Below are 25,991 nucleotides of genomic sequence, written 5' to 3'. Positions count from 1 at the left end.
CAAGCATGCATTCGTCTACTAATCAATTGGTTAGATGGGGTTTCTATGCCCTTCTGAGCAGTACTTTATTTGGCAGTCTGCAAAGCTGTACCACCACCAAAGCGGTGTACACCAACCCACAGACCGCATCCGAACATGGTGTGGAGGTAATCCGGGCTACGGCACGTAATCGCCTGCAGCAGACTGGCTTTGCCAAAGCAGCACCCTACATCTTCACGGGTATTGGTGGTGGATACGGGGCCGTTTCGGGCATTGAGGTTGAAGACAAAACCACCGGTAAAAAGGAAAACAGCAAAGCTGTTGGGGCGTTACTGGGCGCACTGGGCGGCGGCCTGCTGGGGTACTGCATCACGGCCTGGTCTGACGTAGACGGAGCCGACAATGACCGGAATTACATCGATAAACCTGTAGCCAACACCAATCAGTTCAGTTGGTTGGCAGCGCTCAACCGTGGACGATCCAACAAGCTGGCATTGCTCAACGGGATGAGCAACGATGGGTACGTGACACTGGTAAAAGCAACCGATTACTGGCTATACGTGATTGCCGACCAGCACGCCTACGCTCCTTTTCTGGTGTTAAACGAGACGCATCAGGCATTTCTGAATAACAATAGCCCAAAAACGGCCACCACCAGCCAGTTGCAACAGCTGGTAGCCAAGCGGTTACCGGGTTACCGGTTCGTAAGTCAGCAAAAAGACAACAGCAGTTTGCTGATCAGAGAAGACGCCCAGCCCAGCCAGATTACCTGTACCAATCGGCAACTTCTGGATGGCTTCGTTCTGGCATTCCCCAATGCAGATCCGGCTCCTATGTTCGATCGGTCGATTCCGAAGCTGACAGATTCAGATCTGGCGTATAGCCTTGAGCGGTACGAGACGAACCGACCAGTTTACGCACTAATTGCTCTGCCATACATACAGCGAGCCAGCAGTTTCACGGATGCGCTGAGTCGCTACAGAAGCCTGAAAAATCCGCCAGACAATCTGGTTGCACCGGTGTTGGCCGAAAAAGTGAATTCTGTTCAGTCGGCGTCTGTGTTTCTACGCACATTTCCCGACAACACTCAACTTCATAATAGCCTGTTCGACCGCCTCTATACGCTCATTGACCGGCGCGAATTGCCCGATCTGATTCGGCTATTACCCAACGCTACCAGCCAGAAAGCAGCCCGGCAACGCTACGTAGTTACGGCCACACACCTCCCTGAGTTGATCGAGGCCATTGACCGCTACCCTGACCCTGCCTATGCCCGCACCGCCCAGATCACGACCAGTGTTGAGAAAGCCCGGGTGTTTGATGACTGGCTGCAGCAACAAGGCCGCGAGTTGCTGGGGACAGCCAAAACCACTACGCTGCGTACCGAGCTACAAACCGCTGTCTTCGGGCAATTGGTTGATCAGGCATCAACCGACCGGATCAGCCTTCAGAATACAAAAACACGTATCGGCGAAACAACCTGGCTGGTTGCCGAAGCGCGTAGCCAGCTAGACCAGAAAATCGACAAATACGAGTCGGCGTTCCGGTGGCACGAAGCCATGACCGACGCCCGCCAAACGCTGGGCGAGGCGGCTCCCTTTGCCATGGCCATGGCCGCCCCAAACCACGAACTCACCCTGGCGCTGAAGCCTGAACTGGAACGGCTGACCCAGAAGTTCATAACGATTGAAGAAGATGCTATCTGGACGGCCATGGGCAACCGATCACTACTGGATGGGCTGGCCGAATCGGCAGATGGCGTTAAAAACGGAGGCTCCCGGAACATCTTCGTCATGGGTTTCCTTAAAAACACCCTGGCGTTTCCAATCACCGTTGAGGTACGTTCGACGCTCAACTATTTCAATACCAAGCGGCTATCGTTCATGTCGTCAACTTCGGCTAAAACCTGGGCTGAAACCTATTACGTGCAGGTGCCGGCCGAAAGCAGGGTGCCGTTTATGGTTATTTACAAGGATTTTCGCACGGGAGGCACCGTAGGTAAAGGGTTGTTTAGCGCCGGCGACCAGAGTTACCTCAATGAAAAACAACCCTACAGTTTATCGTTCCGCTACTTCGATGGCCCCATTACACCCGATGTGAAAGCCCGGCAGCAGAAACTGATCGAGACGGTTGTGAAAAACAAAGGAAACGTGGAGATCAACGACTCGGCCGAACAGAAAGCCGAGCGCGACCGGGAACGCATTACAGCAAAGGCTCAACGCGACCGGGAGCGGCAGGAGGACGATGCGCGCACTGAACAGGAGCGGCAGGAAGAAGCCCGAAAAAAAGCCGATCGTGCGTTTGACGAAGATACCAGGGCGTATGAATCGGATGTGAACGACTGCATGGTCAGGTACGCCAAAAAGCTCTCTGAAGTCACCACCCAGAATGAGCGGGACCCGATCGATCAGATACTGGGCCTCAACAATATCCGCACGTATTACCGGGATCCGAGCTTTTGGGGCACTAACCTGTATATCGTTGAAGATGATAAGGGCATCTGGAAAACAAACTACAAGCAGGGTGAATTTGTCTCGAAAGACGCTGCGCTCCGGGCCGCCTGCGAAACCTATTTCAAAAAACCAACCCGTTGATAACGCCCATGCAACCCACGTTTCGCCGCTACATATCCTGGACCAGCCTGCTGATCTTGGCCTGGTGCCTGCCACAATGTAAACCCAACACCACAGCCCCCGTTACGCCCGCCACCATACCCAATCCAGGACAGGTTGGCGCCACCGTTCAGGTTGATCTGCCGGGGCAGGTCGACCTGAGCAAGATTCGGTTTGTGGCGGGCCTCAACGTAGGTACGTTAACTAAAAGTGGCGGGCGGCAGGGTGCCCGGCAGTCGGGTACGTATGGTGAGTTTAAAATTGGTCTTACCCAGAATGCTGTTCAGGTGATCATGGGCCTCGACGCGGAAAACAGGCCGGTCTGTATGGCACAGGTAAATACCAAATACGATAACCCAACCAGCCTCAGTATCAACGTCCAGACTACGGCCAACACCTTATTGCTGATGTCGCCTACGCTGCTGACGGCCGACCCCGACGACAACAAAACCATCCGCGACAAGGTGCAGGGGTCAGCCACCGCCCGCAAGCTCTACGATGACCTGACCAATTACATGACCGGCGTTACCACGGCCTCGTTTATACCCAACCTGCTCGACCCGCTTAACCTCAAACGGTTCGACCTGGTGAAGGCCTGGCAGGAGCTGGACGCCCAGTTTTTCACCCGGGTGACGCTTCCCGCCGATGACGTCAACGGAATTCGGTTCAATACCTTTTCGGAGGAAAAAAGTACAGGTAAACTCACCTTCCAGTTTGAAAACTCGCGGCGGCGGTGGGTAATGATTGCAGTCGATAAATACAAAAACGGCCAATTGAGCCAATCCGACGCCTTTGACCTGACCCGCGACGCCGATTTTACAAAGTACCTTGTTCCCTCGCCCGACGACTATGGCATTGTCGACATTTACAACCGCTATGCCAACAAGCAGCGAAATGTGTATGCTTCACCAACGCTCACCAGCGAAACCCAGACCTTCGATCGGGTCGATGTAAACCTGTACAGTTTGGGGTTCCGATCGTTTCCGAAAGGCTCAACCGCTGAGCAGGATAGGGCGTTCCGCCGCATGATGCTGCCAAGCGCCTTGTCGGCGGCATTCAACGGTGTTATTCCACTGATGGAAATGTTGATCGGCTTCGACATAAGTGCCGAGAGCTTCGTTGGCAAGAAGATAGAAGGCAGCAATCGTAAGCTGTTGATTAACCTGCTCGACTCGTTTATTCGTGATCAGACCGTTCAGACAGACTGGCGGGAATTACTGTTTAACAATGAACAGGTCGACGAAGATTTCCTGAAAAAACTGCTGCGAAAAACCGGCGAAAGCGCCTATGATTTCTTCGCCGACCCTGATAACCAGACCCTGCTGGTTTCGGCTATGCGCGAGTGGGCCCGCGACCTGATTGTAGGCCAGGCCAGCGAACAGTTGGTACTTGACAGGATTAACCAGTTTTACAGCAATGCATCGCCCTGGTTGAAAGCATATGATCTGCTCATTAAAGGCTATAACATCGCCGATTTTGTTTACGACATCAGCACGGGGGCTTCGGTGATGAGCTACCCGTATTTCCCGGGCGCTACCATTGAGCTCGACAAGGGGCTGCTGCTCAGTTTCAGCTTTGAAAACAGTCTGACACCTGGCGGGTCGCTAAAAGCAACGCCACAAGTAACAGGCACCCTTACCTATGCCGATGGCGTAACGGGAAAGGCAATGGAAGTGAAACATACAGGTTATCTGGCCAGCGGAGCCGTGGTGCCGGTCAACACCACCCTCAACAGCCTGTGGACAACCTCTTACTGGGTGAAACGCAACGTACCTGACAACACGAAACGCACCGAAATCTATACCACCTACGACAAGGATGATGGCTCCTGGCTAGCCTCCGGTTTTTTTGCCGCAGATGCCTTCAGTACCGGCGGATACGCAGACCGGGCGAGTTGCCGCACCAGTTACGATTACACCCCGAACGACAACGTGAACGGGTACGTCCATGTGGTATCATCGTTTGGCAATGGCTTCGAACGTACCTACTACAATGGTAAACTGGTCAGCTCTATGCGGTGTGATTTCCTGACGATGAATCGATTACAAACACTGTATTTCGGGTTCGATCCACATAACGGCGATTATCAGTATGATGGCAAGCTCGATGAATACCGCCTGTATAACCGCACCTTGTCTGAAGCCGAGATCAACGAACTGTACCTACGGGCCAAACGGAGCGGACGCACTACCGCCAGTCAGCCAGCATCCGTCGGGCAGTCAGCACCGGTAACGCTGATGGGCAATCGGTAAACCGGGGCAGGCATCTGCGGGTTTTTCCTAAAAAAAGCGGTGGTTCGCCTCATGGGTAGAACCACCGCTTTTTTTAGGAAAAACCCGCAGATGTGCCGTACAGGCTACTTCAGTTCAGCTACAACGGTAACGCCTCCTTTGGTTTTCTGGCCCATAGTCACGTTGATTTTGGCATCGAGCGGCAGGAACAGATCAACCCGTGAGCCGAACTTGATAAAGCCCATCTCTTCGGTCTGTTTCACGGTATCGCCTTCGTTTACATACCAGATAATCCGCCGCGCCAGGGCACCGGCAATCTGGCGCATCAGCACTTCGATGCCGTTCTCCTGCTTAATGACAACAGTTGTCCGCTCATTATCGGTGCTCGATTTAGGGTGCCAGGCCACCAGGTACTTGCCGGGGTAATACCGAAAATAGCTCACAATGCCCGACAGGGGGTTGCGGTTAACGTGTACGTTCAGCGGCGACATGAAGATGGATACCTGCCGACGTTTGTCTTTGAAATATTCACTCTCTACCGTTTCCTCGATCACCACAACCGTACCGTCGGCGGGAGCGATCACCAGCTTTTCGTCCAGCGTATGCGCCCGTTTGGGGATGCGAAAAAACTGCACGATCAGCAGAAACAGCACCAGGCTAACAAGGCCCAGCAGCCACATAGCTGTAGAGTTCTGACGGAATAGGAAATAGTAGGCAGACAGGTTAAGGCCCAGCAACACCAAGGCTGTGGTCAGCATAATAGTGGTGCCTTCGCGGTGAAGTCGCATAGTCAGTTTGTTAAAAGGAAAAGGCAAAACTACAGTTGAATACACAATGAACAATTCATAAGATCGAGTTGCTTACCGAATCAGTAGGAATCTAGCGAAAATTCGAAATTTGTTGCCCCATCTTTGCAGGCATAAACTCATACCGCTGCCTTATGGCCTCAATCTTCTCACGCATCATTGCCGGGGAAATTCCCGCCCACAAAATTGCCGAAACAGACCAGTTTCTGGCTTTTCTCGACGTTATGCCTACTACACTGGGCCACACGCTGGTGGTGCCCAAGCAGGAAGTAGATTACCTTTTCAACCTCGATGATGACCTGTATGCCGGTCTGATGGCCTTCGCAAAAAAAGTGGCCCCCGCTATCGAGAAAGCGGTGCCCTGCAAGCGAATCGGCGTGGCCGTGATTGGCCTGGAGGTTCCCCACGCCCATGTTCACCTGATTCCGATGAACTCGCTGGCCGACATGGATTTCACCCACAAGATCAAACCCAGCCAGGAAGAACTAGCCGAAACCGCCGCAAAAATCCGGAGCCATCTTGGCAGTTGATCGTGCCCCGTTAGCTGCGCTGCTCAGGTACGTTCTTTAGCGGAGCCGCTGGTGTTGGTCACTGTTCATTGATAACTGAAAAAAACCCTTTTCTGAGTAGGCTGTTGTTTTAGGTGAGTAATCAACTAAATCTCAACAATGGAAACTCAGAACGGAAAAACAGCCCTTGTAACGGGAGCTACCAGCGGTATTGGTCGCGAACTCGCCAACCTTTTCGCCAAAGATGGCTATAACCTCATTCTCGTAGCCCGCAGCGACGACAGTCTGCAACAACTGGCCCAGAGCTACGAACTTCAGTTTGGTGTTAAAACCACACTCATCGCTAAAGATCTGGCCAGCGATAAGGCCGGCCAGGAAGTATACGATGAAGTGAAGCAACAGGGCCTTCAGGTCGATGTGCTGGTGAACAACGCCGGTATGGGTGAATACGGCATGTTTGCAACCGAGACCGACTTGCAGAAAGAGATCGACATCATTCACATCAACGTGATTGCGCTGGTGAAGCTCACTAAGTTGTTCCTGAAAGACATGGTGGATCGCAACGACGGTAAGATTCTGATGCTGGGTTCAGTAGCCTCGGTCATTCCAAACCCGCTGATGGCCGTATATGGCGCTACCAAATCATTTATCTATTCATTCTCAGAAGCGTTGCGCAACGAGATCAAAGACACAAACGTGTCGCTGACCGTACTGATGCCCGGCGCTACCGATACCGATTTCTTCAATAAAGCCGGTGCCTCAAACACCAAAGCACAGGAAAAGGCGCGCGAAACACCCGCTGCCGACGTAGCCAAAACGGGTTACGATGCCCTGATGAGCGGCAAAGACAAAGTGGTGCACGGCACAGCCAATAAAGCTTCCGTAGCCATGGCCCACCTCCTGCCCGACTCAGCCGTGACCAGTTCATCGCGCCGCGACATGAAGTCTACTAATGAAGAAGAGGAATCACACAGCATTGCGATGAGCCTGGGCATTGCCGCACTGGCCATTGCCGGTCTGGTTGTCTTGTCGGCCTGGAAGACCCACAATGCCGCCGAGCGGGAATACGACGAAGCCCGCTACCGGTATAAAGGCAACCGCCTGAAAAACAGCGCCTCAGATAAAGCGGCTAGTTTGAAAGATAACCTGGCCGATAAAGCCAGTCGCCTGAAAGATTCAGTAGCTGACAAAGCCAGCTCGTTGACAGATAGCGTAACCGACAAAGCCAGCTCGTTGAGAGATGGTGTAGCTGACAAAGTTGAAAACCTGACGGGTAAGGCCCGGAGCAGCTTTGGTGATCTGAAAGATACGGTGCTGCATGCGGTGAACTAAAGCAACGTATAGACAGAGCATTCGGGAGCAGCGAGTATGACGGGTGGCTCTGCTCTGTAAAAACAGACGGGCTTGCTTATATAAACCGGAGCGGCCCATCGGGCCATACTATCGGTAGTTTATAAGTAAGCCCTTATAAAAGCAATACGCTATAACAGCACGCCGGGTATGATTGGCAGGCTGTTATAGCGTATTGTGGTTTCAGAGAATCCCAGTTAGAGCGTCAGGGCGTTTTGGTTTCCTTGTACCGGAACAGCAGGCCGACAGAACCGTATGAGGTTGACCTTGTTGCCTCCCAATACCTTTCCAGGTATCGCCGAAGATCAGGAAGAAACTCTATATAGAAACGGCAAATTGAGGCTACCCGCACTTGTTGAGGCTCAATGTTCACCGATCCTCGCTATCTTGGACACTGGACTTTAATCGTTACGCCGTTTTGACACCTGCTTCTGCCGGGCCTTCCTCGCCTGCCACCGAATTAACTAACCGCCCTAAGATAGGGTTGCTGTCGGCCATCATCTTTGTCATTAGCTCCGTTGTTGGCACGGGGGTGTTCAAAAAAGTGGTACCGATGTCGGCGGAATTGGGATCGCCAACGCTGGTGCTGGCGGCCTGGTTCCTTGCCGGGCTGGTCAGCCTCGCAGGTACGTTGAGCAACGCTGAAGTGGCCAGTATGCTGGCCAGCGAAGGGGGTGAGTACGTCTATTTCCGGGTCATCTACAACCGTTTTTTCGCGTTCCTTTTCGGCTGGACCAACTTCGCCGTTATCCGCACGGCCTCGATCGCGTCTATCGCCTATGTGTTCGCCCAGTCGGTCAATTCGCTGGTAGCCTTGCCGGTCACGCCCGCATCGTGGGCCGAGGTAAACGTGCTGGGCCTGCATCCGCTCGATAACCTGAGCGTAAAACTCCTGGCCATTCTGCTCGTCTGGGGACAAACCGCCTTCAACATCCGGGGTCTGAAAACGGGCGAAGCCATCAGTCGGTTTCTGACCGCCATTATGATTGCCGTAATGCTGGGCTTCATCGTATTTGGCTTGTTTTCGAGTGTCGGGAGCATAGAAAATCTACAACCGGTTGATACGGGTCTAACCGGCAAGTCATTGATCAGCGCTATGGCACTGGCCTGTCTGAGTGCGTTCTGGCCCTACGAAGGCTGGAACACAGTGGGCTACATTGGTGGCGAGATCGAAAAACCATCACGCAATCTGCCCTGGGCACTCACGATAGGTACGTTGTCGATCATGGGCCTGTATCTGCTTATGAACCTGATTTACCTGTATGTGATGCCGGTACATGATCTGGCCGCGCTGAAACTAAGCCCCAACAGCATCGCGGCCGTATCGGTGGCGGAGTTGATGGGCGGGAAAACAGGGTCGCTGATCATCTCGTGCCTGCTGCTGGTAACGACCTTCAACTGTTGCAGCATCACCATTCTGATGGCCTCACGTCTGTTCTACGCCATGTCGAAAGACGGACAGTTTTTCAGACGTATCGATTACATGCACCCTACATTCCAGACACCATCGCGCTCGCTGGTGCTGCAAGCCGCCTGGACTACCCTGATGGTGCTCTCCGGCTCGTTCGATACGCTGACCGACATGCTGATTTTCGCGGCCTTCATTTTCTACGGGGCCACCACGGTGGGTGTGTTTGTGCTGCGCCGCCGGATGCCCAACGCCGAACGTCCTTACCGCGTGATTGGCTACCCGGTGGTACCGGCGCTGTTTATCGCTTTCTGCGCTTACCTCGTCATCAATACGCTCATCAACCGTCCTGAGGAAGCCCTCGTCGGCCTCGGGCTGATGGCAACCGGCGTTCCGTTCTACTTCTACTGGAATCGAAACAAATCGGCTTGAGGAAAAGGGGTCATTACCCGTACAAGTACGCGACGGCTCTTCCTGAACTACCCGAAAACGCCTTTCACAAGAAGGCGTTTTTTTACGCTAAAACGATGTCTCTGAAGCCGGTACGTTTGTAGCGTCGGTGGTTCTCTTCCGACAGGATTATCAGGGCAGGGTTTTCTATTTGCTCCCGCTGAATAGAATCCTGTCAAAAAAGGACCACCGACAAGGAGCATCCGAAAATCCTTTAACCGAGTAGGAATCGTATCCTAAACCACAACCAACATGGATATGAAAGCTGCCACCTTCACACTCGACGTGAAGGGCCTTGAATTACCCGAAGACGTTCGGCAAGAGATCAGTCTGGCGCTGAACAACACATTGATGCGGAAGCTGGGCGAAATAAACCTGACCGGTAAAACCAATGGGGGCGCTGCTGCAACGGGCGGTAACGGGCTGTTCGGCAAGGTGATCCGCATCGACGGTGGCGACTGGTCACGCCTGATCAACCGCCACGATTTTGGCCCTATTTTCCAACGTACCCTCGACAATAAGCAGGTATTAGGAGCGGGGATCGAGCAGATCAATCAAACGCAGGTTGGTAAATGAACTCGCGGCCAAAAAACGGGCCTCTAACGACCGAATCACGGCCGTTATGCCCGTCGGCCCCGCTTCGTGAGGGGTCGCAGCTATTAGGATTAGTGCGGCAGGAAGGCGGCATTCGTTTACTAGCCGAGCCACTGCCCGTTACAGCCGATTTTGTGGAGGCCGCTACTGCTACCGGCCCCGCCGAAGAACGGTTTCGGTTCGTGAATAAATGTGTTGAAAAAGGCTGCACCAAATGGGGAGCGGGTGGTTGCAGCGTTGTGGCAAGCGCCCTGGAGCGCCTTCAGGCCACACAGGCGGCTATTTTGCCCAGTTGTGGCATCCGCCCGTCGTGTCGATGGTTCATGCAGGAAGGAGCCTCGGCCTGCCACATTTGCCCGCAGGTGACGTACCTGAATTATGAGTAATGCCGCCATAAGCAACGTACCCAGCCGGAACGATCAGCGCTCTACAGACCATTTATTGTCAATCAGCCTACGATAAACCGCAACGATCCCATAGGTGGAGTTTGCCGCAGCCCCGTACGGGTGCCTGCCTAACCGGTCGTTGAACAGGCATCACCAATTTCATCAGGACACTTTACGCTGGAACGTTAGTACGCCATCGGCAATTCGTCCGAAACGAGTCGTAAGCATGTCGGCCAGGTAGTTCTGGTATACGCGCCAGGGCCGTTTGGCGCCCTGTTTGGGCAAAACGGCAGCCGCCCGCTGTATGTAGCTGGAATTCAGGTTCAGGAAGGGTTCTTCCGACATCAGGTTTTGCCGGATTGGTTTCACCACCTCATAATGATGACGATCCATGTAGTTCAGCAGCTTACAGATGTAGTTGGCCGTCAGGTCTACTTTCAGGGTCCACGATGCGTTGGTGTAGCCAAAGGCGTAGGCCAGATTAGGTACGTCGCTGACCATCATGCCTTTGTAGATCATGGCATCCTGCGGCTGTATGAGTTGCCCATTGACCTTAATTTGGGTGCCGCCCATGAGCCGGATCGTCAGGCCCGTGGCCAGCACGATGATATCCGCCTCCAGTGCCTGCCCCGACGCCAGCACAATGCCCATTTCGGTGAACCGCTCAATCTGGTCGGTCACCACCGAGGCTTTGCCGCTGCTGATGCTCGCGAACAGGTCGCCATCGGGCACCACACAAAGGCGCTGATCCCAGGGGTTGTAAGTCGGGTTGAAATGTTTGTGGACCGGAAAACCGGGCGGCAGCTGCCGGGCCGCGGCTTTCATGATGAACGATTTGGCCTGACGGGGAAACCACTTCGCGAGCACAAATGAGGCCATGCTCAAGGTCAGGTTCATCCACCGCGTGAGTCGGTAGGCCCATTGGTTGGGCAGTACTTTCTTCAGACCCGCAAATACGCCGTTGCGGTTCGGCAGGTTCATGACATACGTGGGCGATCGTTGCAACATGGTCACGTGGGCAGCGCCACGGTCGGCCATGGCGGGCACCAGCGTAACGGCCGTAGCGCCACTGCCCACCACGATTACTTTCTTGTCGCGATAGTTGAGGTCTTCGGGCCAGAACTGCGGAATAACCAGCGGTCCCCTAAAGCTTTCTTCACCCGGGAAATGCGGTCGGTGGGCTTGTTCGTAATTATAGTAACCGCTGCAAACGCTCAAAAACCGGCATTGCAGCTCGGTATTTTCGCCATTTCGCTGCACCAGCAACGTCCAGAGCCGGTCCTTGTCCGACCAGTTAGCTTCAAGCACCTTGTGCCCAAGACGGATGTGCTTGCCGATGCCGTTTTCGGTCACGGTTTCGGTCAGGTACGTTAGTATGGTTTTTCCGTCCGACAACGACTGCGGATTTTGCCAGGGCTTGAACCGATAGCCGAAGGTGAACATATCGGAGTCGGAGCGGATACCGGGGTAGCGAAACAGCGACCAGGTGCCCCCTATCGTGTCCCGGCCTTCGAGAATGGCAAACTGCTTATTCGGGCACTTTTTCTGCAACCAGTAGGCCATGCCAATGCCAGAAATGCCCGCCCCGATAATGAGCACATCGAGCGGGGGTTTATCAGAAAATGAAGCGGCAGTCATTCAACGGAGGGTTTGTAAACGGTACGATGGCACAAAGCTAGGCCACAGTGCGGATGAATGGCGTCACGAACGAACGATTAGGCTAATTGCACGTCAATGTTGAATTCAAGCTGTTTTTTTCAGGAAGTGAACGGTAATTGCACGCTCTACGACTCTAAAACAAAGGAAGTACTGATTTGCGCACAATCATTGTTACGAAAATGTTGACTTTGGGGACTGTCACCCAGAATACACATTCACAAAATAAGTGACGCAACAAATTTCGTTTGTTATGTAGAGGCTTTAGCAACGGAATGGAAAGACGAAATTTGTTGAGCTGTTTCAAGCTGCAAGTTTCATACCATACGCAATTTTTTAAAACCCTAACTACTAGATGAAGTTCATTATTTTTTGTATTTTTTTTACGGGCACAGTAGCCTTTGGGCAGCACTCAACAGTTGACACACTGATTAATCTTCAAGGACTTAAACTCAAGTCAATCCCAGATTCAGTATTTAATAAGCCAGCTACTCGTAGCTTGAATCTTGGTCCTGGAAACGTGGTTTTCTACCCACCCTTGAGTGCCATTGCTGACAGTACAAATGAGTTGAGCGAACTTCCGGAAAAAATAGCTAGACTAACAAAATTAAGAAGCCTTTACCTTTCGTTTAATCAGCTAAAATCGCTGCCAAATTCTATTGTCCATCTCAATGATCTAGTAATCTTGGATGTATCGTTCAACGTCGAACTGGATATTGTAAACGAACTAGATAAATTAAAACAACTGCCACATCTTAAGACGCTGTATATAGTTGGTGCTAAAAACGTACTGAACAACTTGACACTCATAAAAAAGTCACTCAAACCTGACGTAAAAATAATTGCGTCATTCGATGATTTACTACAGAAGTAGTGGCCACGCAGAGGTATTAGTTGATGCGTCAATTACCCGTTTTACTTCAGGAAACGATACAGCTCGCTGCCCGCCAATAAGAATGCGCCGACGCCGAAGTTGGTGGTTGAATTAGCGTTGACCACCTGGCCAGGAATGGCTTTTTCGCCGATGGGCTGCACGTAGCCGATCTTTCCGTTGGGCTGCAAGGCCACCGTCGACAGGTACGTCCAGCCTTTCAGGGCGGCGGGCAGGTACGTTCGTTTTTTCAGGTAGCCGTTGTTAATGCCCCACAGCAGGCCGTAGGTGAAGAACGCGGTGCCACTGGTTTCGGGGCCGGGCGCAAACGTGGGGTCGAGCAGGCTACGAGTCCAGTAGCCGTCGGGTTGCTGTGCGCTGATGATGGCGTCGGCCATGCGTTTGTACGTATCGATGTATTCGGCGCGGTGCGGGTCGTTTTTCGGCAGATCTTTCAGCACTTTAGCCAGTCCGGCGAATACCCAGCCGTCGCCGCGCGACCAGAAATCCTTACCGCCGTTGCCACTTTTATGCTTCGGATAAATGTACTTGGCGTCGCGGTAATACAGCCCGGCCTCCTGGTCGTACATGATGCTGTTGGCGTAGGTGAAATACGCGTGCAGTTTATCCAGGTACTGTGTGTTGCCGGTCAGCTTATAGAGCTTGGTCATCACGGGCATGACCATATAGAGGCCATCGGCCCACCACCAGTAATCGTTTTTCGATGTACTCATCTGGTAGTCCATCACCTCGCGGGCGCGGGCAATTTTTTTCGGGTCAGGGTTGAGGGTATAGAGGTCGATGTAGGTCTGGAAGCAGATTTGCCAGTCGCCAAAGAGAACGTATTCATCCGTTTCGCCGTAGCTGTATTTCCACTTCGCCTTATCCGGTTCCTTAGCACCCATCCACTGATTATGCTCGGCCCAAGCCTCGGAATAGCGACGGTAAGCGTCGTTCTTAGTCAGCGAATACAGCTCTATGTTGCCGGTATGGTAGGCGGCATTGTCCCAGAAAGCGCGGCCATGGGTTGGGTACGTTGCCTGCCAATACTCGTTGGCACGCTGAACGGCGCTTAACACATCAGCCGCGACTGGTTTCTTCTGCGCAACGAGCGCAAAGCTGATCAGGAGGAAGAGGGTCGTGGTGTAGCGTTTCATCGGGTGGCGGGGTGATTGTTTGTGTGCTTCGCGCTGTTACGTATTGGCGTGTATGTTTCTTGCTTTGGTATGTCGCTTTCGCGTTTATTGCTTACGCGTGGCCCTTCGACTAGGCGTAAGCAATAAACGCGAAAGCGACATACCAAAGCAAGAAACATACAAGCTATATCTCCGATACGCGGCCGTCTCTACTTCGTCCAGAACGCCAGATCCCAGGTATCCATCCAGTCAACGATGGGCTGGTTGTTTTCAAATTTGATCGGGAGCCACAGGTAGCGGCTGTCTTTCAGGTCTTTCGGATTCCAGCGATCGGCCATGAAAATGAAAGCGTCTTTCTTTCCCTGCACCGGCAAGATATAGGTCGATTGGCCGTCGAAGGTTTTCTCAGCCATCGGGCCGCGCATGGGGTCGCCCACCAGTTGCCAGGGCCCGAATAACGACGATGCCACGTGCAGGCTGGCCTTGTTAGGTGCCCATCCCGTGCAGCCACTGGTGATGAGGTAGTACTGCTTGTTTCTCTTGAAAATGGCCGGTGCCTCGCGGTGATTGCTGAACAGGAGCGTATCCTGCGTGGTGGCGCCCAGGTAATCGTCGGTCAGTTTGGTGATGCGCAGGTCGTAGTTTTCGCGGGCTGAGTAGATGTGGTAAGCCGAGCCATCCTCATCGACATACAGCGTCATGTCGCGCGACATGTGGCCGTTGGGCCGGAAACTGGTCAGGTACGTGTATGGGCCCGTGGCTTTATCGCTGACGGCCACGCCAGCGCGGGCAGCGTTGTAGCCCTGACGCGGCAATTCGAGGTGAAACCACATCACATACTTCTTCGTCTTCGGGTTGTAAATCACCTTGGGCCGTTCCATGAGCCCACCCACAGCAATCTCGCTCTGCGGGTCGTTCGATTTAGCTAATGCCATGCCTTCTGCTTTCCAGGTATGCAGGTCTTTCGACGAATACACCGAAATACCCTGCGACGCCGACTGACCTCTGTTTTCGCCAAACCAGTAATACGTGCCTTTGTCGAACAGCAAGCCACCGCCGTGGGCGTTGATCAGTTCACCCTTGTCATCGTACCAGCGTTCACCGGGTTTGAACGAGGCTATCGATTTGGCTTCCGGGGCCTGTGCCACGCAGACATTCGCCCAGAGGGTTATGGCCAGTGCGGCGAGTTGGATGATTTTCATACTGTGCGTTTTTGATATTTTTAGGTTGGTGATGTTGGGGCGTTTTTGCTTCGCGCTATAGGTTGCTTTCGCCTGGCCCTTCGACTAGGCGAAAGCAACCTACATCACAAAAGCAACGTACTCAGCTTACTTCTGATACACCCGCACATAATCAACCTCGTACCGGTTTGGAAATTTGGTGGATGCTGGGTCGCCGCCGTTATCGCCGCCGATGGCTAGGTTCAGCAGGATATAATGTGGCTGGCGGAATGGGTTCTTCCCGGTGCCATCCTGATTGATCGTTTCGGTGAGCATCACCTCGTTCAGCAACTGATCATCTACGTAGAGACGAATGGCCGTTTCGTCCCAATCCATACGCCAGACGTGGAATTTGGTAGACCAGTTCGGGTCGTTGAATGATGCCATCGGCTTTTTGGTGGTACTCCATTTGGCCGTGTATTTTTTCGACGTTCCCCAGGCGACGTTCGCCAGCAGCATGTCCCGGTAATATTCCATAATGTCGATCTCGCCGTTGGAAGGCCACTCGCCCGCCACACCGAGCGTCCAGAAGGCAGGCCAGAGACCGGGACTGGTGTCGATTCGGCCCCGCATCTCGAAGCGGCCATATTGCCAGCTGTGTAGTCCGTTCGTTTGCAGGCTTGCCGCCGAGTAATCAATGGTCGGACGGTTGGTTTTCCAGTTCCGGCTATCGGGCTGGTAATTCGGATTGGGGCGACTCTCTTTCCGAGCTTCGATGATGAGCAGGCCGTTTTCACAGCGGGCGTTATCCGGCTGATACCACTGTAATTCGTGGTTTCGGGTAAACCCTTGCTCGAACGTCCAGTTCTTCGGGTCAGGCGCGCCGTCGGTGTTGAATTCGTCGGACCACACCAGTTTCCAGTCAGTTGGCTGACCGTAGCTGGCTTGGGTTAGCAGCAATAAGGTGAAGAAGAGGAACCGGTTCACTGGATAGTTGTTGAAAAGTTTTTTGCTGTGTGGCTTGTCGAAGGGCACGTCTCGCGAAGCTATCCATACGCGAAGCAATCCGCAAACGCAATTTACTGTTAACCAATATATTGCACTCCCCTACCACCCCGGATTCTGACGCATCGCCGGGGCTTTGCGTACTTCTGAATCGGGAATGGGGAGCAGGTACATTTCGGGGCGGAAGTTATGCTGACGAATCGAGTTGACCACCTCGTAGGTATAGGTTGTGCCCGATTTTACGATCCGGATCCGCTTGTTGAAACCGTTGTTGACCACCATAGCCGTTTTCCAGCGACGGATGTCATTCCAGCGGTGATCTTCAAAGGCCAGTTCAATGCGGCGCTCGGTACGAACCACTTCGCGCATTTCCTCCTTGGTCATGTTGGCTTTCAGGCCGTACAGATTATCCGATCCCGGCAGAATACCCGCCCGGCTCCGCAGTTCGATCAGCTTGGGATACGCCAGCGCTGGCTGTCCGGCTTCGTTGATCGCTTCGGCGTAGTTTAGCAGTATTTCGGCGTAGCGGAGCAACGGCCATCCCCGGTTGGTATTGAAGCTGCTGTTGGCCGAAATATTCACGTCGCACATCTTCCGGCTGTAGTACCCCGTTGTCTGACCCGCCGATGTGAACCCGTCGGTCGGGGCATTTTCGTAGGTCAATACAGGCGACAAGGCGTTGGCCGATGGCAGGTAATACGGCGATTCGTTGTAGATGATGCTGTAGCCAAACCGTGGGTCACGGTTCAGGTATGGGTTCTTCGGGTCGTAACCCGACGTGGCATCGGTGATGGGTTTGCCGTTACGCATCGGGAAAGCCTCGGCCAGGTTATGCGTGGGCATGGCGTTGTTGGCTCCCCCGCGCGACGCCGGATTATAAAACCCTTCCATGTCGCGGTTGGCACCCCGGTTCTGGAACACGATGTATTCGGAGTTGACCCGCTTCAGGAACACCTGCGAAAAACCGTAACCCGGAGCCGTGGCGTTGTCGACATTCAGCGAATACGTACCTGTGTTGATTACCGCCTGCGCCGCGTCGGCCGCTTTTTGCCAGAGCGAGGCATCGTAGGTGGGCGTGCTTACGATCTTGGCCAGTTCGGCATCCGTCGTTTCTGCCCCTCCATTGAAGAGCGGGCTGGCGGCCTGTAGCAAAATCCGCGATTTCAAGGCCAGACAGGCCCCTTTCGTTACCCGGCCATAATTCTGCTCCGAATAATCGGTGGCTGCTGGCAGTAGCGCGGCGGCGGCGTCGAGTTCAGTGGTCAGGTACGTTACGCACTCCGCATACGAGTTGCGGGGCTGGTTGATGAAGTCTTCGATGTCGAACACCTTATCGCCAATCAGGGGCACACCGCCAAAACTGATCAACAGCCAGTCGTAGTACCAGGCCCGCAGAAACCGGGCTTCGGCGGCCATACGTGCTTTCAGCGGCGCCGACAGGGGCGTGCCGGGCAGCTTTTCGAGCAGCAGATTGACGCGCCGGATATTGTTGTAGGGCGTCGACCAGAACTCGAAGAACGGGAAGTTGGTGGGGCTGACGGTGCCGCTGTAGAGCACAACAGCTTTCTGACCCGGTCCCGAAAACTTGTATTCAGCATCGTCGGTCGCTTCTTCCGTGTTGCCGTGCGAATCCCAGCGGCCTTTCACGAAGCTAAAGCCTATATCGCTGTAGATCCGCGACAGAAACGCCATGGTGCGGGTGCTGTCGGTGAAGACAAGTTCTTCGGTCAGCGCACTCGTTTTAGGCTCCAGAAAGTCGTCGGACTGCTGGCAGGCCACCGAGGCGGTAAGGAGGAAAAGTATGATCAGTATCTTTTTCATAGTCAGGAAATGCCTTAGAACGTGGCGCTTACGCCGAAGTTGAGCAGTCGTTGGGGTGGGTAGCTGGCGCGGTCAGTGGCGGTCGTGATCTCGGGGTCGAGCTGGTAGAGTTTGCTCAATTTCGTGATCGTGAACAGGTTAGCGCCGTTGACGTAAATGCGCGCCTCTTTAATACCCAGTCGCTTGGTGAACTCGGTGGGCAGTTCGAAGTTGACCTGCGCCGTCCGCAGCCGCAGGTAGTCGCCGGGAATGAGCCAGAACGTTGACGGGAACGCCGACGGATCGCTGATACCACCCAGTAGGGTCAGGCGCGGATATTTGGCGTTGTCGCCCAGTTCAGGTGTCCAGGCCTGTTCGTGAATCTCCGTCAGATTCGATGAGAACGCCCGGATCGATTCGGCTACGCCACGCACACTAAAGTTGCGGGCACCCTGAAACAGGGCGCTGAAGCTGAGGCGTTTGTAGCGAAGCCCCAGGTTGATGCCGTACACCGTGTTAGGCGTATTGGGGAATCCATTCACCGAGGCGTCGAAGCCATCGATCTTGCCATCACCGTTTAGGTCAGCGTATTTCAGGTCGCCGGGCTGAACCGGCACCGCCGTTTTGGGGCTGGCGGCAATGTCGGCGGCATCTTTGTAATAGCCGATAAATGTGTACACCCGCTGCTGCCCGATGCTGTTGCCCGTGAAGGTCTGGTACGGATACAGCGCCGAGGGTTCATCCTGGAACACGATCTTGTTCTTGGCGAACGAGTAGTTGCCTTTGATCGAGAACGACAGCGGCTTGTTGGCCGGGCTTTGGTAGCCCAGTTCCAGCTCGAAACCCCGGTTGTTTACCTTACCCAGGTTCACCGGCGGCAACCCCTGCCCGAAAATGGCCGATACGGTGCCGCGCGTGGTCAGAATGTCGTAGCGGTTATTGTTGAAGTAGTCGATGCTACCGGTGATGCGACTGTTTAACACGCCGAACTCCAGCGCCACGTCGAGCTTGTTCTCTTTCTCCCAGGTTACGTCGTTGTTGGCCAGCGTACCTTCCACAATACCCGTGTAGTTGTTGCTTGAGTAGCCAAAGTCGGCGTTGGTTACCCCGTTACTGTTAGCGTAGTTCTGCTGATAATAGTAGCTGAACGACGAGCCAAGGGCGTCGTTACCCACGAGTCCGTAGGAGCCGCGCACTTTCAGGAAGTCAACGGCCCGTACGTTATTCTTGAAGAAGGGCTCTTCCGAGATGTTCCACCCCGCCGATACTGCCGGAAAGAAACCGAAGCGCTTGTCGCTCACGAACCGGTCAGAGCCGTTATAAGCGGCGTTGAACTGGAACAGGTAGCGGTCTTTGTAATCGTAGCCAGCCCGCACCGAATACCCCTGAAAGTTGCTCGGAATGAAGTTGTAGATCGCGTTGCCGTTCGCCGCCGTGGTTGAGTTCCGGTTAAAGAGGCCCAGACCATAGACGTGGTGTTGCCCAAACGTGCGGTCGTAGTTAATGATCGCCTGAATGTTCAGCGTCCGCGACGTGCTCCGGGGGTCGTAGCCGATGAAGAAACGACGCACCCGGTACACGTTCGGGTCGCGGGCTTCGTACGTATTGGCGGTCGAATTATAGATAAATGACGGAAACTGATCGCGGGTCATGCTGCGCGTGTAGGCGTAGTTGCTGGTGTACGAGGCACGTCCCTGAATGTCGAGACCTTTGGCCAGGAAACCCAGCTTCTGCTTGGCCGACGCGATGAAGTTGATGTTACTCTCATTACTGCGGTTGTAGCCGTAGTACGACAGGCGCCCAATCACGTTGTTGACGTTGTAGTTCGGATTCTCATTGCGAATCCAGGTGCTGTAGCCATACGATCCATCCGGATTGTAGAGCGGGTAGGCAAACGGAGCCAGGGTCAGGAAGCTGCTGTAGTCGTAGAACAGGTCATTATAGCCGAACGGACTGCCCACCTGCGGCGTGTTCACCTGCCCGAAGTTACCATACAGATCCAGGCGCAGGTCAAGGGTTTTGGTCACATTCATGTCCAGGTTCGACCGGTAGTTGTAGCGCTCGTACGAGTAGTTGCTGTTCACACCCTGCCCCTGCCCGTAGTCTTTCAGCATACCGCCCTGATTCAGGTAGCCCACCGATACAAAGTATTTTACCCGCTGCGTACCGCCCGACAGGTCGAGGTTGGCGCGGTACTGCTGGGCAAATTTCTTGAAGAGCGCGTCTTTCCAGTTCACGTTGGGGTGCCCGTAGGGGTCATTGCCATTGCGGAACAGCTCCAGGTCTTCGGCCGTGAAGCGGGGTTTGAACGTCGAGCTTGGGTTGGCCGTGTTATCGTTGATCTGCGCCTGGTTATACAGGCTGGCACTTTTGTAGGCGTCCAGGTACGTTGGTATGATCGTTGGCTGCGACAGGGCCGATTCCAGACGCACCGCAATCTGCGGCGGGCCTTCTTTACCACGCCGGGTCGTGACCACGATAACACCGTTGGCACCCCGAACCCCATAAATCGCCGTCGTCGACGCATCTTTCAGGATCGACAGACTTTCGATTTCGTTGGGGTCGAGGCGGGCAAACTGATCGTACGAAAACTGGATGTCATCAACAATGATCAGCGGCTGGTTGTTGCCGTTGTATGAACTGAGGCCCCGGATGTAGAAGTTGGCCCCATCGGCACCGGGCCGACCAGATGGCTGCTGCGAGAAGAAACCCGGCAGGCGACCAGCCAGCGTATTCTGCAAACTGGCGGCGGGGTTCTGCCGAATATCGGCACCGCTTACCGAGCTGATAGCGCCGGTCAGGGTGAGTTTTTTCTGTTCACCGTAACCAACCACCACGACTTCGTTGAGGCTGTTCTCATCGGCCTCCAGCGTTACGTTGACCGTACTGCGACTACCGATCGGAACTTCCTGCAGCTTAAAACCGATCGAGCTGAATACCAGCACATTGCCCTGACCGCGCAATGTAAGTTTGTACTGTCCGTTAGCGTCGGTGGTGGTACCATTGGTGGGTGCGCCTTTTTCAACGACCGTAACGCCCGGCAACGTTTCTTTGGCGTCGGAAACAACGCCGCTTACCACCCTACCCTGGGCATACACAGCCTGGCTGGCGAGTACCGAGAGAAGAGTCAGAATAAATACTAGTGTTTTCATAGTTCAGAAGGAAACAGAGGAAAAGAGCATGACATGAACGGCGGTTCTTACCAGCCCTCGTTCTGTACCAGATTGAGGTTCTTCGTTGTTTCGTCGTACGGTAACGGCATGTAATAGAGCCGTTTCGAGAAGATGGACGTACCTACCTGCACCTTGTTGTAGGTCAGCGTACCGGTTGCGCTGCGGGTGATCTGCATGCCAAACAGTGGCGCATTCAGGGTTGCCTCCGCAATTTTCCAGCGGCGAACATCCCAGAACCGGTGCTCTTCAAAGGCCAGCTCCACGCGGCGTTCGTTCTGGATCAGTGCACGCAGATCGGCCTGATTGATGCCCGACGCAATGCCGTAGCGGCTGGCCGTTCCGGCTTTGATGCCCGCCCGTTTGCGGATCTCGATTACCTGCTTCACGGCGTCTTCCGTGCGGCCCACTTCGTTCAGGGCCTCGGCGTAGTTCAGCAGCGTTTCGGCGTAGCGGAACAGCGGGAAGTTGTGGCTCTGGTTCGTATAGGTCGTGTTGTTCGAGAAGTCGGCCATGAACTTGCGCAGGTAATAGCCCGTCCGGGTCTGCACGATGTTGCCACCGGGCCGGTCACGGCCACCGTCGAACGTCTCCACGTTGCGCTGGAGCCACCGCTGACCGTTCACGAAAACGGTGACGGCCAGACGCGGGTCGCGGGCGGCGTAGGGGTTCTGCGGGTTGTAGCCCGATGCGGCGTCGGTGATGGGCAAACCGGCGTCGGTCGTGAAGGCGTCGACCAGGTTTTGCGTGGGGCTGGTCAATCCCTGGCTGGCCGTTGGCGATCCGTAACCCACTGGCGCGTTCAGGCTTTCGATGCTGGTATTGTTGCCCGATTGCTTGGCCAGAATGATCTCCGTGTTCTTCTTCACCACGAAGATGTTGTTGTACACCGGCTGCAGGGCGTAGTAGTTCAGGGCGATGAGTTCGGCGGCCGCGTCAACGGCTTTCTGCCAGCGGGTAGCGTCGAAGGTCGGGTAGCCCGTCAGCGCCTTCTTCGTGGCGTCGGTGCTTACGCCTCCCCCGTTGAACAGCGGACTGGCGGCATACAGCAACGTTCGGCCTTTCAGGGCAATGGCTGCTCCGCGTGGCACCCGGCCCCATTCGTTGTCGGAAACCGGTTCTTTGCGCAGGTCGGCTTTCACCACGTCGCATTCGGCCACGATGTAGTTGACGGTTTCATCAAACGTGTTCCGGGGCAGCGACAGGTCATCGTTGAGAGTGAAAATCTTGTCGCCGATGAGGGGCACGCCGCCGTAGCGTTTCAGCAGTTCGAAGTACAGGTAAGCACGAATGAAACGGGCTTCGGCTTTCCAGGTCACGATGCTGGCGGCCGTGGCAGGCACGCGGTCGATGTTGGCCAGAAAAATATTAACCCGCCGGATGCCCGCGTAGCTGTTGCCCCAATAGGGGTCGGGGTTATTCACCGCGCTAATGAATCCGTTGGTGTAGTATTCAACGGGCCGGGCAATGCGCGATGGAATGGCATCACCCGCCCCCGCGTCCAGGAAGTCGCCGTTGCCGGTACCAATCCGGTTGAATCCGCCGGGAATGAAGTTATAGATATCGTTGAGAAAAAAAACGGCCAGGGTCGCGTTCCGGTCTTTTTCGTCCCACACCAGATCTTCTTTGATCCAGTCGCGGGGTTCAGTTTCTACGCGCTCGCAAGCGCTTCCGATCATGGCCAGAGCCACGACCAACACGCTGATATATAGTTTTTTACACATGCTCATGACAAGTTTACTCGGGTCGCGGGTGCGATCACCTAGAGTTTCAGGTTAAGACCGACGTTGATTAAGCGCTGCACGGGGTACGTGCTCAGGTAGCTTTCGGGGTCGATGGTCTGATCTTTGTTCGCCGTCAGCAGATTGGTACCGTTCGCAAACAACCGGATCGACTGCACGCGAATCCGGCTCAGCAGATGCACAGGCACGGTGTAGCCAATCTCCACGTTTTTCAGCCGCACATAATCGCCCGACCGCATCCAGTATGACGACACAGCCTGGTTGTTCACGTTCGTTCCGATCCAGACGCGTGGGTACGTGGCGTCGGTGTTGGTCGGTGTCCAGCGGTCGATGTGCTGCTCGTAGGCCTGTCCGAATCCGTTGTTCTGGAACGCCCAGGTAGACGCGCTCTGCATGTAGATGGTCCGGTTGGCCACACCCTGCACCAGCGCCGACACGTCGAACCCTTTCCAGCGGAAACCAAGGCTGGCGCCAAACGGAATCGATGGTTTCGTGTTGCCGATCGGTGCCTGATCGAGCTGGTCGATCACGCCATCGCCGTTCAGGTCTTTGTACTTGATGTCGCCGGGCTGCGGCGTATAGCCCACCACCGTTGCGCTGTTTTTCACTTCTTCGGCGGTCTGAAACAGGCCATCGGCAATGTAGCCAAAGGTCTGGCCAACGCGCTGACCGGTACGCTGCATCCAGTCGTAAGGCCGGAAAACCTCATCCATGAACAGCACCTTCGTGTTCTGGAAACCCGCGTTCACCGTCGCGTAATAGCTGAGACCGTTCTTCTCCTGCTGGAAACTCAGTTGCAGATCCACACCCGAGTAGCGGTTCTGGCCAATATTCTCGTCCGGGTACGTGTTGCCCAGTAGTGTCGTGTTCCGGCCACGCTGCATCAGCAGGTCGTAGAACTTCATATTGTAATACTCAACCGTGAAGCCCAGGTGGTTATTGAATACCGCGCCCTGCAAGCCCAGATTCAGCTTGTTGGCTTTTTCCCAGGTGATATTGTAATTGGCAATCGGCTGTTCGGTGAGCGACGTATTGCCACCTGCGCCCGTCCCGAATACGGCACTTGGACTGTCGAAATACCGCTGGATGTAGGTGAAATAGCCGGGGTTGTCGAGGCCGGTTTTGCCGTATGAACCGAATAGTTTCAGGTACGACAGCCAGTTGTACGGCTTCAGAAAATCTTCTTCGTTGATGTTCCAGGCTGCACCCACCGCCGGGAAGAAACCATACTTGGTGCGTCCACCATCCGGGTAGCGGTTCGAGCCGTTCAGACCGAACGAGGCTTCAAGCACGTACTTCTGTTTGTAGTTGTACGACGCCCGTCCCGACGTACCGGTGATGGTGTATGGCAGATCAGAACCCGTCACCGAGTTTTGCCGGTTGGCCAGCAGCAGGGCGTTGAACCCGTTGTTACCGAACGTGCGATCATAGCCCAGCGTGAATTCCAGATAATCGGAACGACCCTGGTAATCAATACCATTTGAGTTTGCCTGATCGCCGTTGTTGCCAAATTGCTGGTAGGTTTCTGCACCCGTAGCCGAGATGTTCCGCTGAAAAACGGCGAAGGTTTTAGCCCGGAAAATATTCTCCGACAGCGTGGCATAGTATGATCCCATGGCACGTACCCAGAGGCCCGGCGTCAGTTCGTCGAGCGTCCGTTTCAGGTAGAAATCGGCCAGCATATCGCGCTTGAAGTTCTGCTGATAGCCCGAGCCGACGGTCTGCGCCCAGATGTTGGTCTGGTACTGCTGGCTACCGCCATACGAACCGTTCGGGTTGAAGACCGGGTAAGCGTTATTGGGCGTCAGCAGCACGTTGGCCAGGATGGAGCCCGTGCCGAAACCGGCGTCGTTGCCGTTCAGAATCCGGCCCAACAGGTAGATACCCGCCGAGAGTTTAGGACTCAGCTGCAAATCGACGTTCGAGCGGACAGTGAAAGCCTGGAAGTTGTTGTTCGTGTTGTACTTGTTGGCGTCACTCTCGCGCAGCAGACCGGTCTGGTTGATGTGATCGAGCGACACGAAATACTTCGAGAAGTTATTACCGCCACTCGCGCTGAAGGTGTATCGATCGAACCGCGACGAGGGCTTGGTCACCTGATCGCGCCAGTTCACGTTTGGGTAACGGTACGGGTCTGACCCGTCCTGATAGGCCTGAATGGCGGCATCCGAATACACCGGGGCCTGACCATCGTTGCGCAGGGCTTCGTTATACAGGCTGGCATACTGGGCTGCGTTCAGCGGATTTGGGAACCGGAGTGGCTGCTGAATGGCCGTTTGGGCCGTGAACGATATACGCTGACGGGCGGGTGAACCCCGGCGGGTGGTGATGACCAGCGCCCCGTTGGAACCACGAACACCCAGCATGGCCCCCGACACCGCATCTTTCAGCGCCGTAATCGACTCGATCTCTTCCAGATCGAACACGGTTAGCTGCCGGGGAATACCGTCGATGATCACCAATGGGCTCTGGTTGCGGAGCGTAGTGAGGGTGCCATCATTGCCCGGCTGCCCGATGAACTGGTTGGTGGCCAAACCTGCCAACCGCCCCGACAGCGCGCTGAGCACCGACGTAACCGGCATTTTTTGCAGGTCATTGTTATACACCGCCTGGGTCGACGCCGAGGTCAGGTCGGCACGAGTAGCCGTGTTGAACAGCAGCCGTACTGGTTTCAGGCGGGCTACGGCGGGGTTCTTCGAGCTGAGCACCAGAACGGGCGCCATGTTATCGCCCACGGTATACGAACTCAAGATTGACCCGAAGGCCGACAGGTCGAGCACGTCGCCTTTTTTGGCGCTGCTCAGATCAAGGGCGGTTATCCCGTCTGAAATGACCGATAAACCGCTGGTTCGGTTAGTTACCTTGACGCCAGTCAGCGGCTCTTCGTTTTCGTCAATGACCAGGAGTCGGAGGGTAGGCGCAACCACCGTAGTTGAGTCTTTTCCCGTTCGTTGCGCCAGCGCTACATACGGGCTGGCGTAGAGCAGCACGGTGCCGGTTACCGCCAATAACCATGACGCAAGACGAGGAATGTTGTGCTTGTGTAGTAAGTCGACCATATAGTCTGAGGGAGTATAGAATAATGCAATTGGGCCATGTCAAGAGCGGGCGAACAACCCTGATAGC

General features: G+C 54.6%; 17 protein-coding genes. 8 read left to right on the top strand and 9 right to left on the bottom strand.

Annotated elements, in window-relative coordinates:
* The first annotated feature begins 5 nt into the window (after positions 1-5).
* Entirely contained in the window at positions 6-2,573 is a 2,568-nt protein-coding gene (locus tag J2I46_RS24820; RefSeq protein WP_207331787.1) for a hypothetical protein, read from the top strand.
* Between the two features lie 8 nt (positions 2,574-2,581).
* On the top strand, positions 2,582-4,843 hold the full coding sequence (locus tag J2I46_RS24815; RefSeq protein WP_207331786.1) for a LamG-like jellyroll fold domain-containing protein: 2,262 nt from the start codon (positions 2,582-2,584) through the stop codon (positions 4,841-4,843).
* 104 nt (positions 4,844-4,947) lie between these two features.
* On the opposite strand, the gene J2I46_RS24810 is transcribed toward J2I46_RS24815, so the two are convergent.
* The gene (locus J2I46_RS24810; protein ID WP_207331785.1) at positions 4,948-5,610 is read right to left on the bottom strand and encodes a phosphatidylserine decarboxylase family protein; all 663 of its coding nucleotides are present in this window, start codon (positions 5,608-5,610) and stop codon (positions 4,948-4,950) included.
* Between the two features lie 152 nt (positions 5,611-5,762).
* Between J2I46_RS24810 and J2I46_RS24805 the strand changes: the two genes are divergently transcribed.
* The 5 genes from J2I46_RS24805 (at position 5,763) to J2I46_RS24785 (ending at position 10,325) form a co-directional block, all read left to right on the top strand.
* The gene (locus J2I46_RS24805) at positions 5,763-6,158 is read left to right on the top strand and encodes an HIT family protein (RefSeq protein ID WP_207331784.1); all 396 of its coding nucleotides are present in this window, start codon (positions 5,763-5,765) and stop codon (positions 6,156-6,158) included.
* Positions 6,159-6,296: 138 nt separating this feature from the next.
* Positions 6,297-7,469: an SDR family NAD(P)-dependent oxidoreductase gene (locus J2I46_RS24800; RefSeq protein ID WP_207331783.1), complete on the top strand. Its 1,173-nt coding sequence runs from the start codon at positions 6,297-6,299 to the stop codon at positions 7,467-7,469.
* Between the two features lie 436 nt (positions 7,470-7,905).
* Positions 7,906-9,327, top strand: a complete 1,422-nt coding sequence (locus J2I46_RS24795; protein ID WP_207331782.1) for an APC family permease — start codon at positions 7,906-7,908, stop codon at positions 9,325-9,327.
* A 270-nt stretch (positions 9,328-9,597) separates the two neighbouring features.
* Positions 9,598-9,921 (top strand): hypothetical protein, encoded by a 324-nt coding sequence (locus tag J2I46_RS24790; RefSeq protein WP_207331781.1) that lies wholly within the window; start codon positions 9,598-9,600, stop codon positions 9,919-9,921.
* On the top strand, positions 9,918-10,325 hold the full coding sequence (locus J2I46_RS24785; protein WP_207331780.1) for a hypothetical protein: 408 nt from the start codon (positions 9,918-9,920) through the stop codon (positions 10,323-10,325). Before J2I46_RS24790 ends, J2I46_RS24785 begins: the two co-directional genes overlap by 4 nt.
* 162 nt (positions 10,326-10,487) lie before the next feature.
* Here J2I46_RS24785 and J2I46_RS24780 read toward each other — a convergent pair whose 3' ends face one another.
* A complete protein-coding gene (locus J2I46_RS24780) occupies positions 10,488-11,963 on the bottom strand; it encodes a flavin-containing monooxygenase (RefSeq protein ID WP_207331779.1) in 1,476 nt (491 codons plus the stop codon).
* Between the two features lie 373 nt (positions 11,964-12,336).
* Here J2I46_RS24780 and J2I46_RS24775 point away from each other — a divergent pair, with 373 nt between their 5' ends.
* Positions 12,337-12,855 carry a leucine-rich repeat domain-containing protein gene (locus J2I46_RS24775; protein WP_207331778.1) on the top strand — a complete coding sequence of 173 codons (519 nt, stop codon included), beginning with the start codon at positions 12,337-12,339 and terminating at the stop codon, positions 12,853-12,855.
* Between the two features lie 41 nt (positions 12,856-12,896).
* On the opposite strand, the gene J2I46_RS24770 is transcribed toward J2I46_RS24775, so the two are convergent.
* The 7 genes from J2I46_RS24770 to J2I46_RS24740 all read right to left on the bottom strand — a co-directional run bounded on the left by J2I46_RS24770 (position 12,897) and on the right by J2I46_RS24740 (position 25,924).
* Positions 12,897-14,009 carry a glycoside hydrolase family 88/105 protein gene (locus J2I46_RS24770; protein WP_207331777.1) on the bottom strand — a complete coding sequence of 371 codons (1,113 nt, stop codon included), beginning with the start codon at positions 14,007-14,009 and terminating at the stop codon, positions 12,897-12,899.
* Positions 14,010-14,197: 188 nt separating this feature from the next.
* On the bottom strand, positions 14,198-15,190 hold the full coding sequence (locus J2I46_RS24765; RefSeq protein WP_207331776.1) for a glycoside hydrolase family 43 protein: 993 nt from the start codon (positions 15,188-15,190) through the stop codon (positions 14,198-14,200).
* 126 nt (positions 15,191-15,316) lie between these two features.
* Positions 15,317-16,135, bottom strand: coding sequence for a glycoside hydrolase family 16 protein (locus J2I46_RS24760; protein WP_207331775.1), 819 nt, complete (start codon positions 16,133-16,135; stop codon positions 15,317-15,319).
* A 120-nt stretch (positions 16,136-16,255) separates the two neighbouring features.
* Positions 16,256-17,974, bottom strand: coding sequence for a RagB/SusD family nutrient uptake outer membrane protein (locus tag J2I46_RS24755; protein ID WP_207331774.1), 1,719 nt, complete (start codon positions 17,972-17,974; stop codon positions 16,256-16,258).
* 14 nt (positions 17,975-17,988) lie between these two features.
* Positions 17,989-21,105 (bottom strand): SusC/RagA family TonB-linked outer membrane protein, encoded by a 3,117-nt coding sequence (locus J2I46_RS24750; protein ID WP_207331773.1) that lies wholly within the window; start codon positions 21,103-21,105, stop codon positions 17,989-17,991.
* Between the two features lie 47 nt (positions 21,106-21,152).
* The gene (locus tag J2I46_RS24745; protein WP_207331772.1) at positions 21,153-22,847 is read right to left on the bottom strand and encodes a RagB/SusD family nutrient uptake outer membrane protein; all 1,695 of its coding nucleotides are present in this window, start codon (positions 22,845-22,847) and stop codon (positions 21,153-21,155) included.
* A 38-nt stretch (positions 22,848-22,885) separates the two neighbouring features.
* Complete coding sequence (locus J2I46_RS24740) at positions 22,886-25,924, bottom strand: SusC/RagA family TonB-linked outer membrane protein (protein ID WP_207331771.1); 3,039 nt, start codon at positions 25,922-25,924, stop codon at positions 22,886-22,888.
* Positions 25,925-25,991: the final 67 nt, after the last annotated feature.

This window comes from Fibrella forsythiae (assembly GCF_017353175.1).
In the GTDB taxonomy this organism is placed as follows: domain Bacteria; phylum Bacteroidota; class Bacteroidia; order Cytophagales; family Spirosomataceae; genus Fibrella; species Fibrella forsythiae.
The sequence above is the reverse complement of the archived record's forward strand: the minus strand, read 5'-3'. Positions and strand labels throughout refer to the sequence as shown.

Bases quoted from the DNA above. Each gene is read 5' to 3' on its own strand.
- J2I46_RS24820 (WP_207331787.1), top strand. From the start codon at position 6: ATGCATTCGTCTACTAATCAATTGGTTAGATGGGGTTTCTATGCCCTT.
- J2I46_RS24815 (WP_207331786.1), top strand. From the start codon at position 2,582: ATGCAACCCACGTTTCGCCGCTACATATCCTGGACCAGCCTGCTGATC.
- J2I46_RS24810 (WP_207331785.1), bottom strand. From the start codon at position 5,610: ATGCGACTTCACCGCGAAGGCACCACTATTATGCTGACCACAGCCTTG.
- J2I46_RS24805 (WP_207331784.1), top strand. From the start codon at position 5,763: ATGGCCTCAATCTTCTCACGCATCATTGCCGGGGAAATTCCCGCCCAC.
- J2I46_RS24800 (WP_207331783.1), top strand. From the start codon at position 6,297: ATGGAAACTCAGAACGGAAAAACAGCCCTTGTAACGGGAGCTACCAGC.
- J2I46_RS24790 (WP_207331781.1), top strand. From the start codon at position 9,598: ATGGATATGAAAGCTGCCACCTTCACACTCGACGTGAAGGGCCTTGAA.
- J2I46_RS24785 (WP_207331780.1), top strand. From the start codon at position 9,918: ATGAACTCGCGGCCAAAAAACGGGCCTCTAACGACCGAATCACGGCCG.
- J2I46_RS24780 (WP_207331779.1), bottom strand. From the start codon at position 11,963: ATGACTGCCGCTTCATTTTCTGATAAACCCCCGCTCGATGTGCTCATT.
- J2I46_RS24775 (WP_207331778.1), top strand. From the start codon at position 12,337: ATGAAGTTCATTATTTTTTGTATTTTTTTTACGGGCACAGTAGCCTTT.
- J2I46_RS24770 (WP_207331777.1), bottom strand. From the start codon at position 14,009: ATGAAACGCTACACCACGACCCTCTTCCTCCTGATCAGCTTTGCGCTC.
- J2I46_RS24765 (WP_207331776.1), bottom strand. From the start codon at position 15,190: ATGAAAATCATCCAACTCGCCGCACTGGCCATAACCCTCTGGGCGAAT.
- J2I46_RS24755 (WP_207331774.1), bottom strand. From the start codon at position 17,974: ATGAAAAAGATACTGATCATACTTTTCCTCCTTACCGCCTCGGTGGCC.
- J2I46_RS24750 (WP_207331773.1), bottom strand. From the start codon at position 21,105: ATGAAAACACTAGTATTTATTCTGACTCTTCTCTCGGTACTCGCCAGC.
- J2I46_RS24745 (WP_207331772.1), bottom strand. From the start codon at position 22,847: ATGTGTAAAAAACTATATATCAGCGTGTTGGTCGTGGCTCTGGCCATG.
- J2I46_RS24740 (WP_207331771.1), bottom strand. From the start codon at position 25,924: ATGGTCGACTTACTACACAAGCACAACATTCCTCGTCTTGCGTCATGG.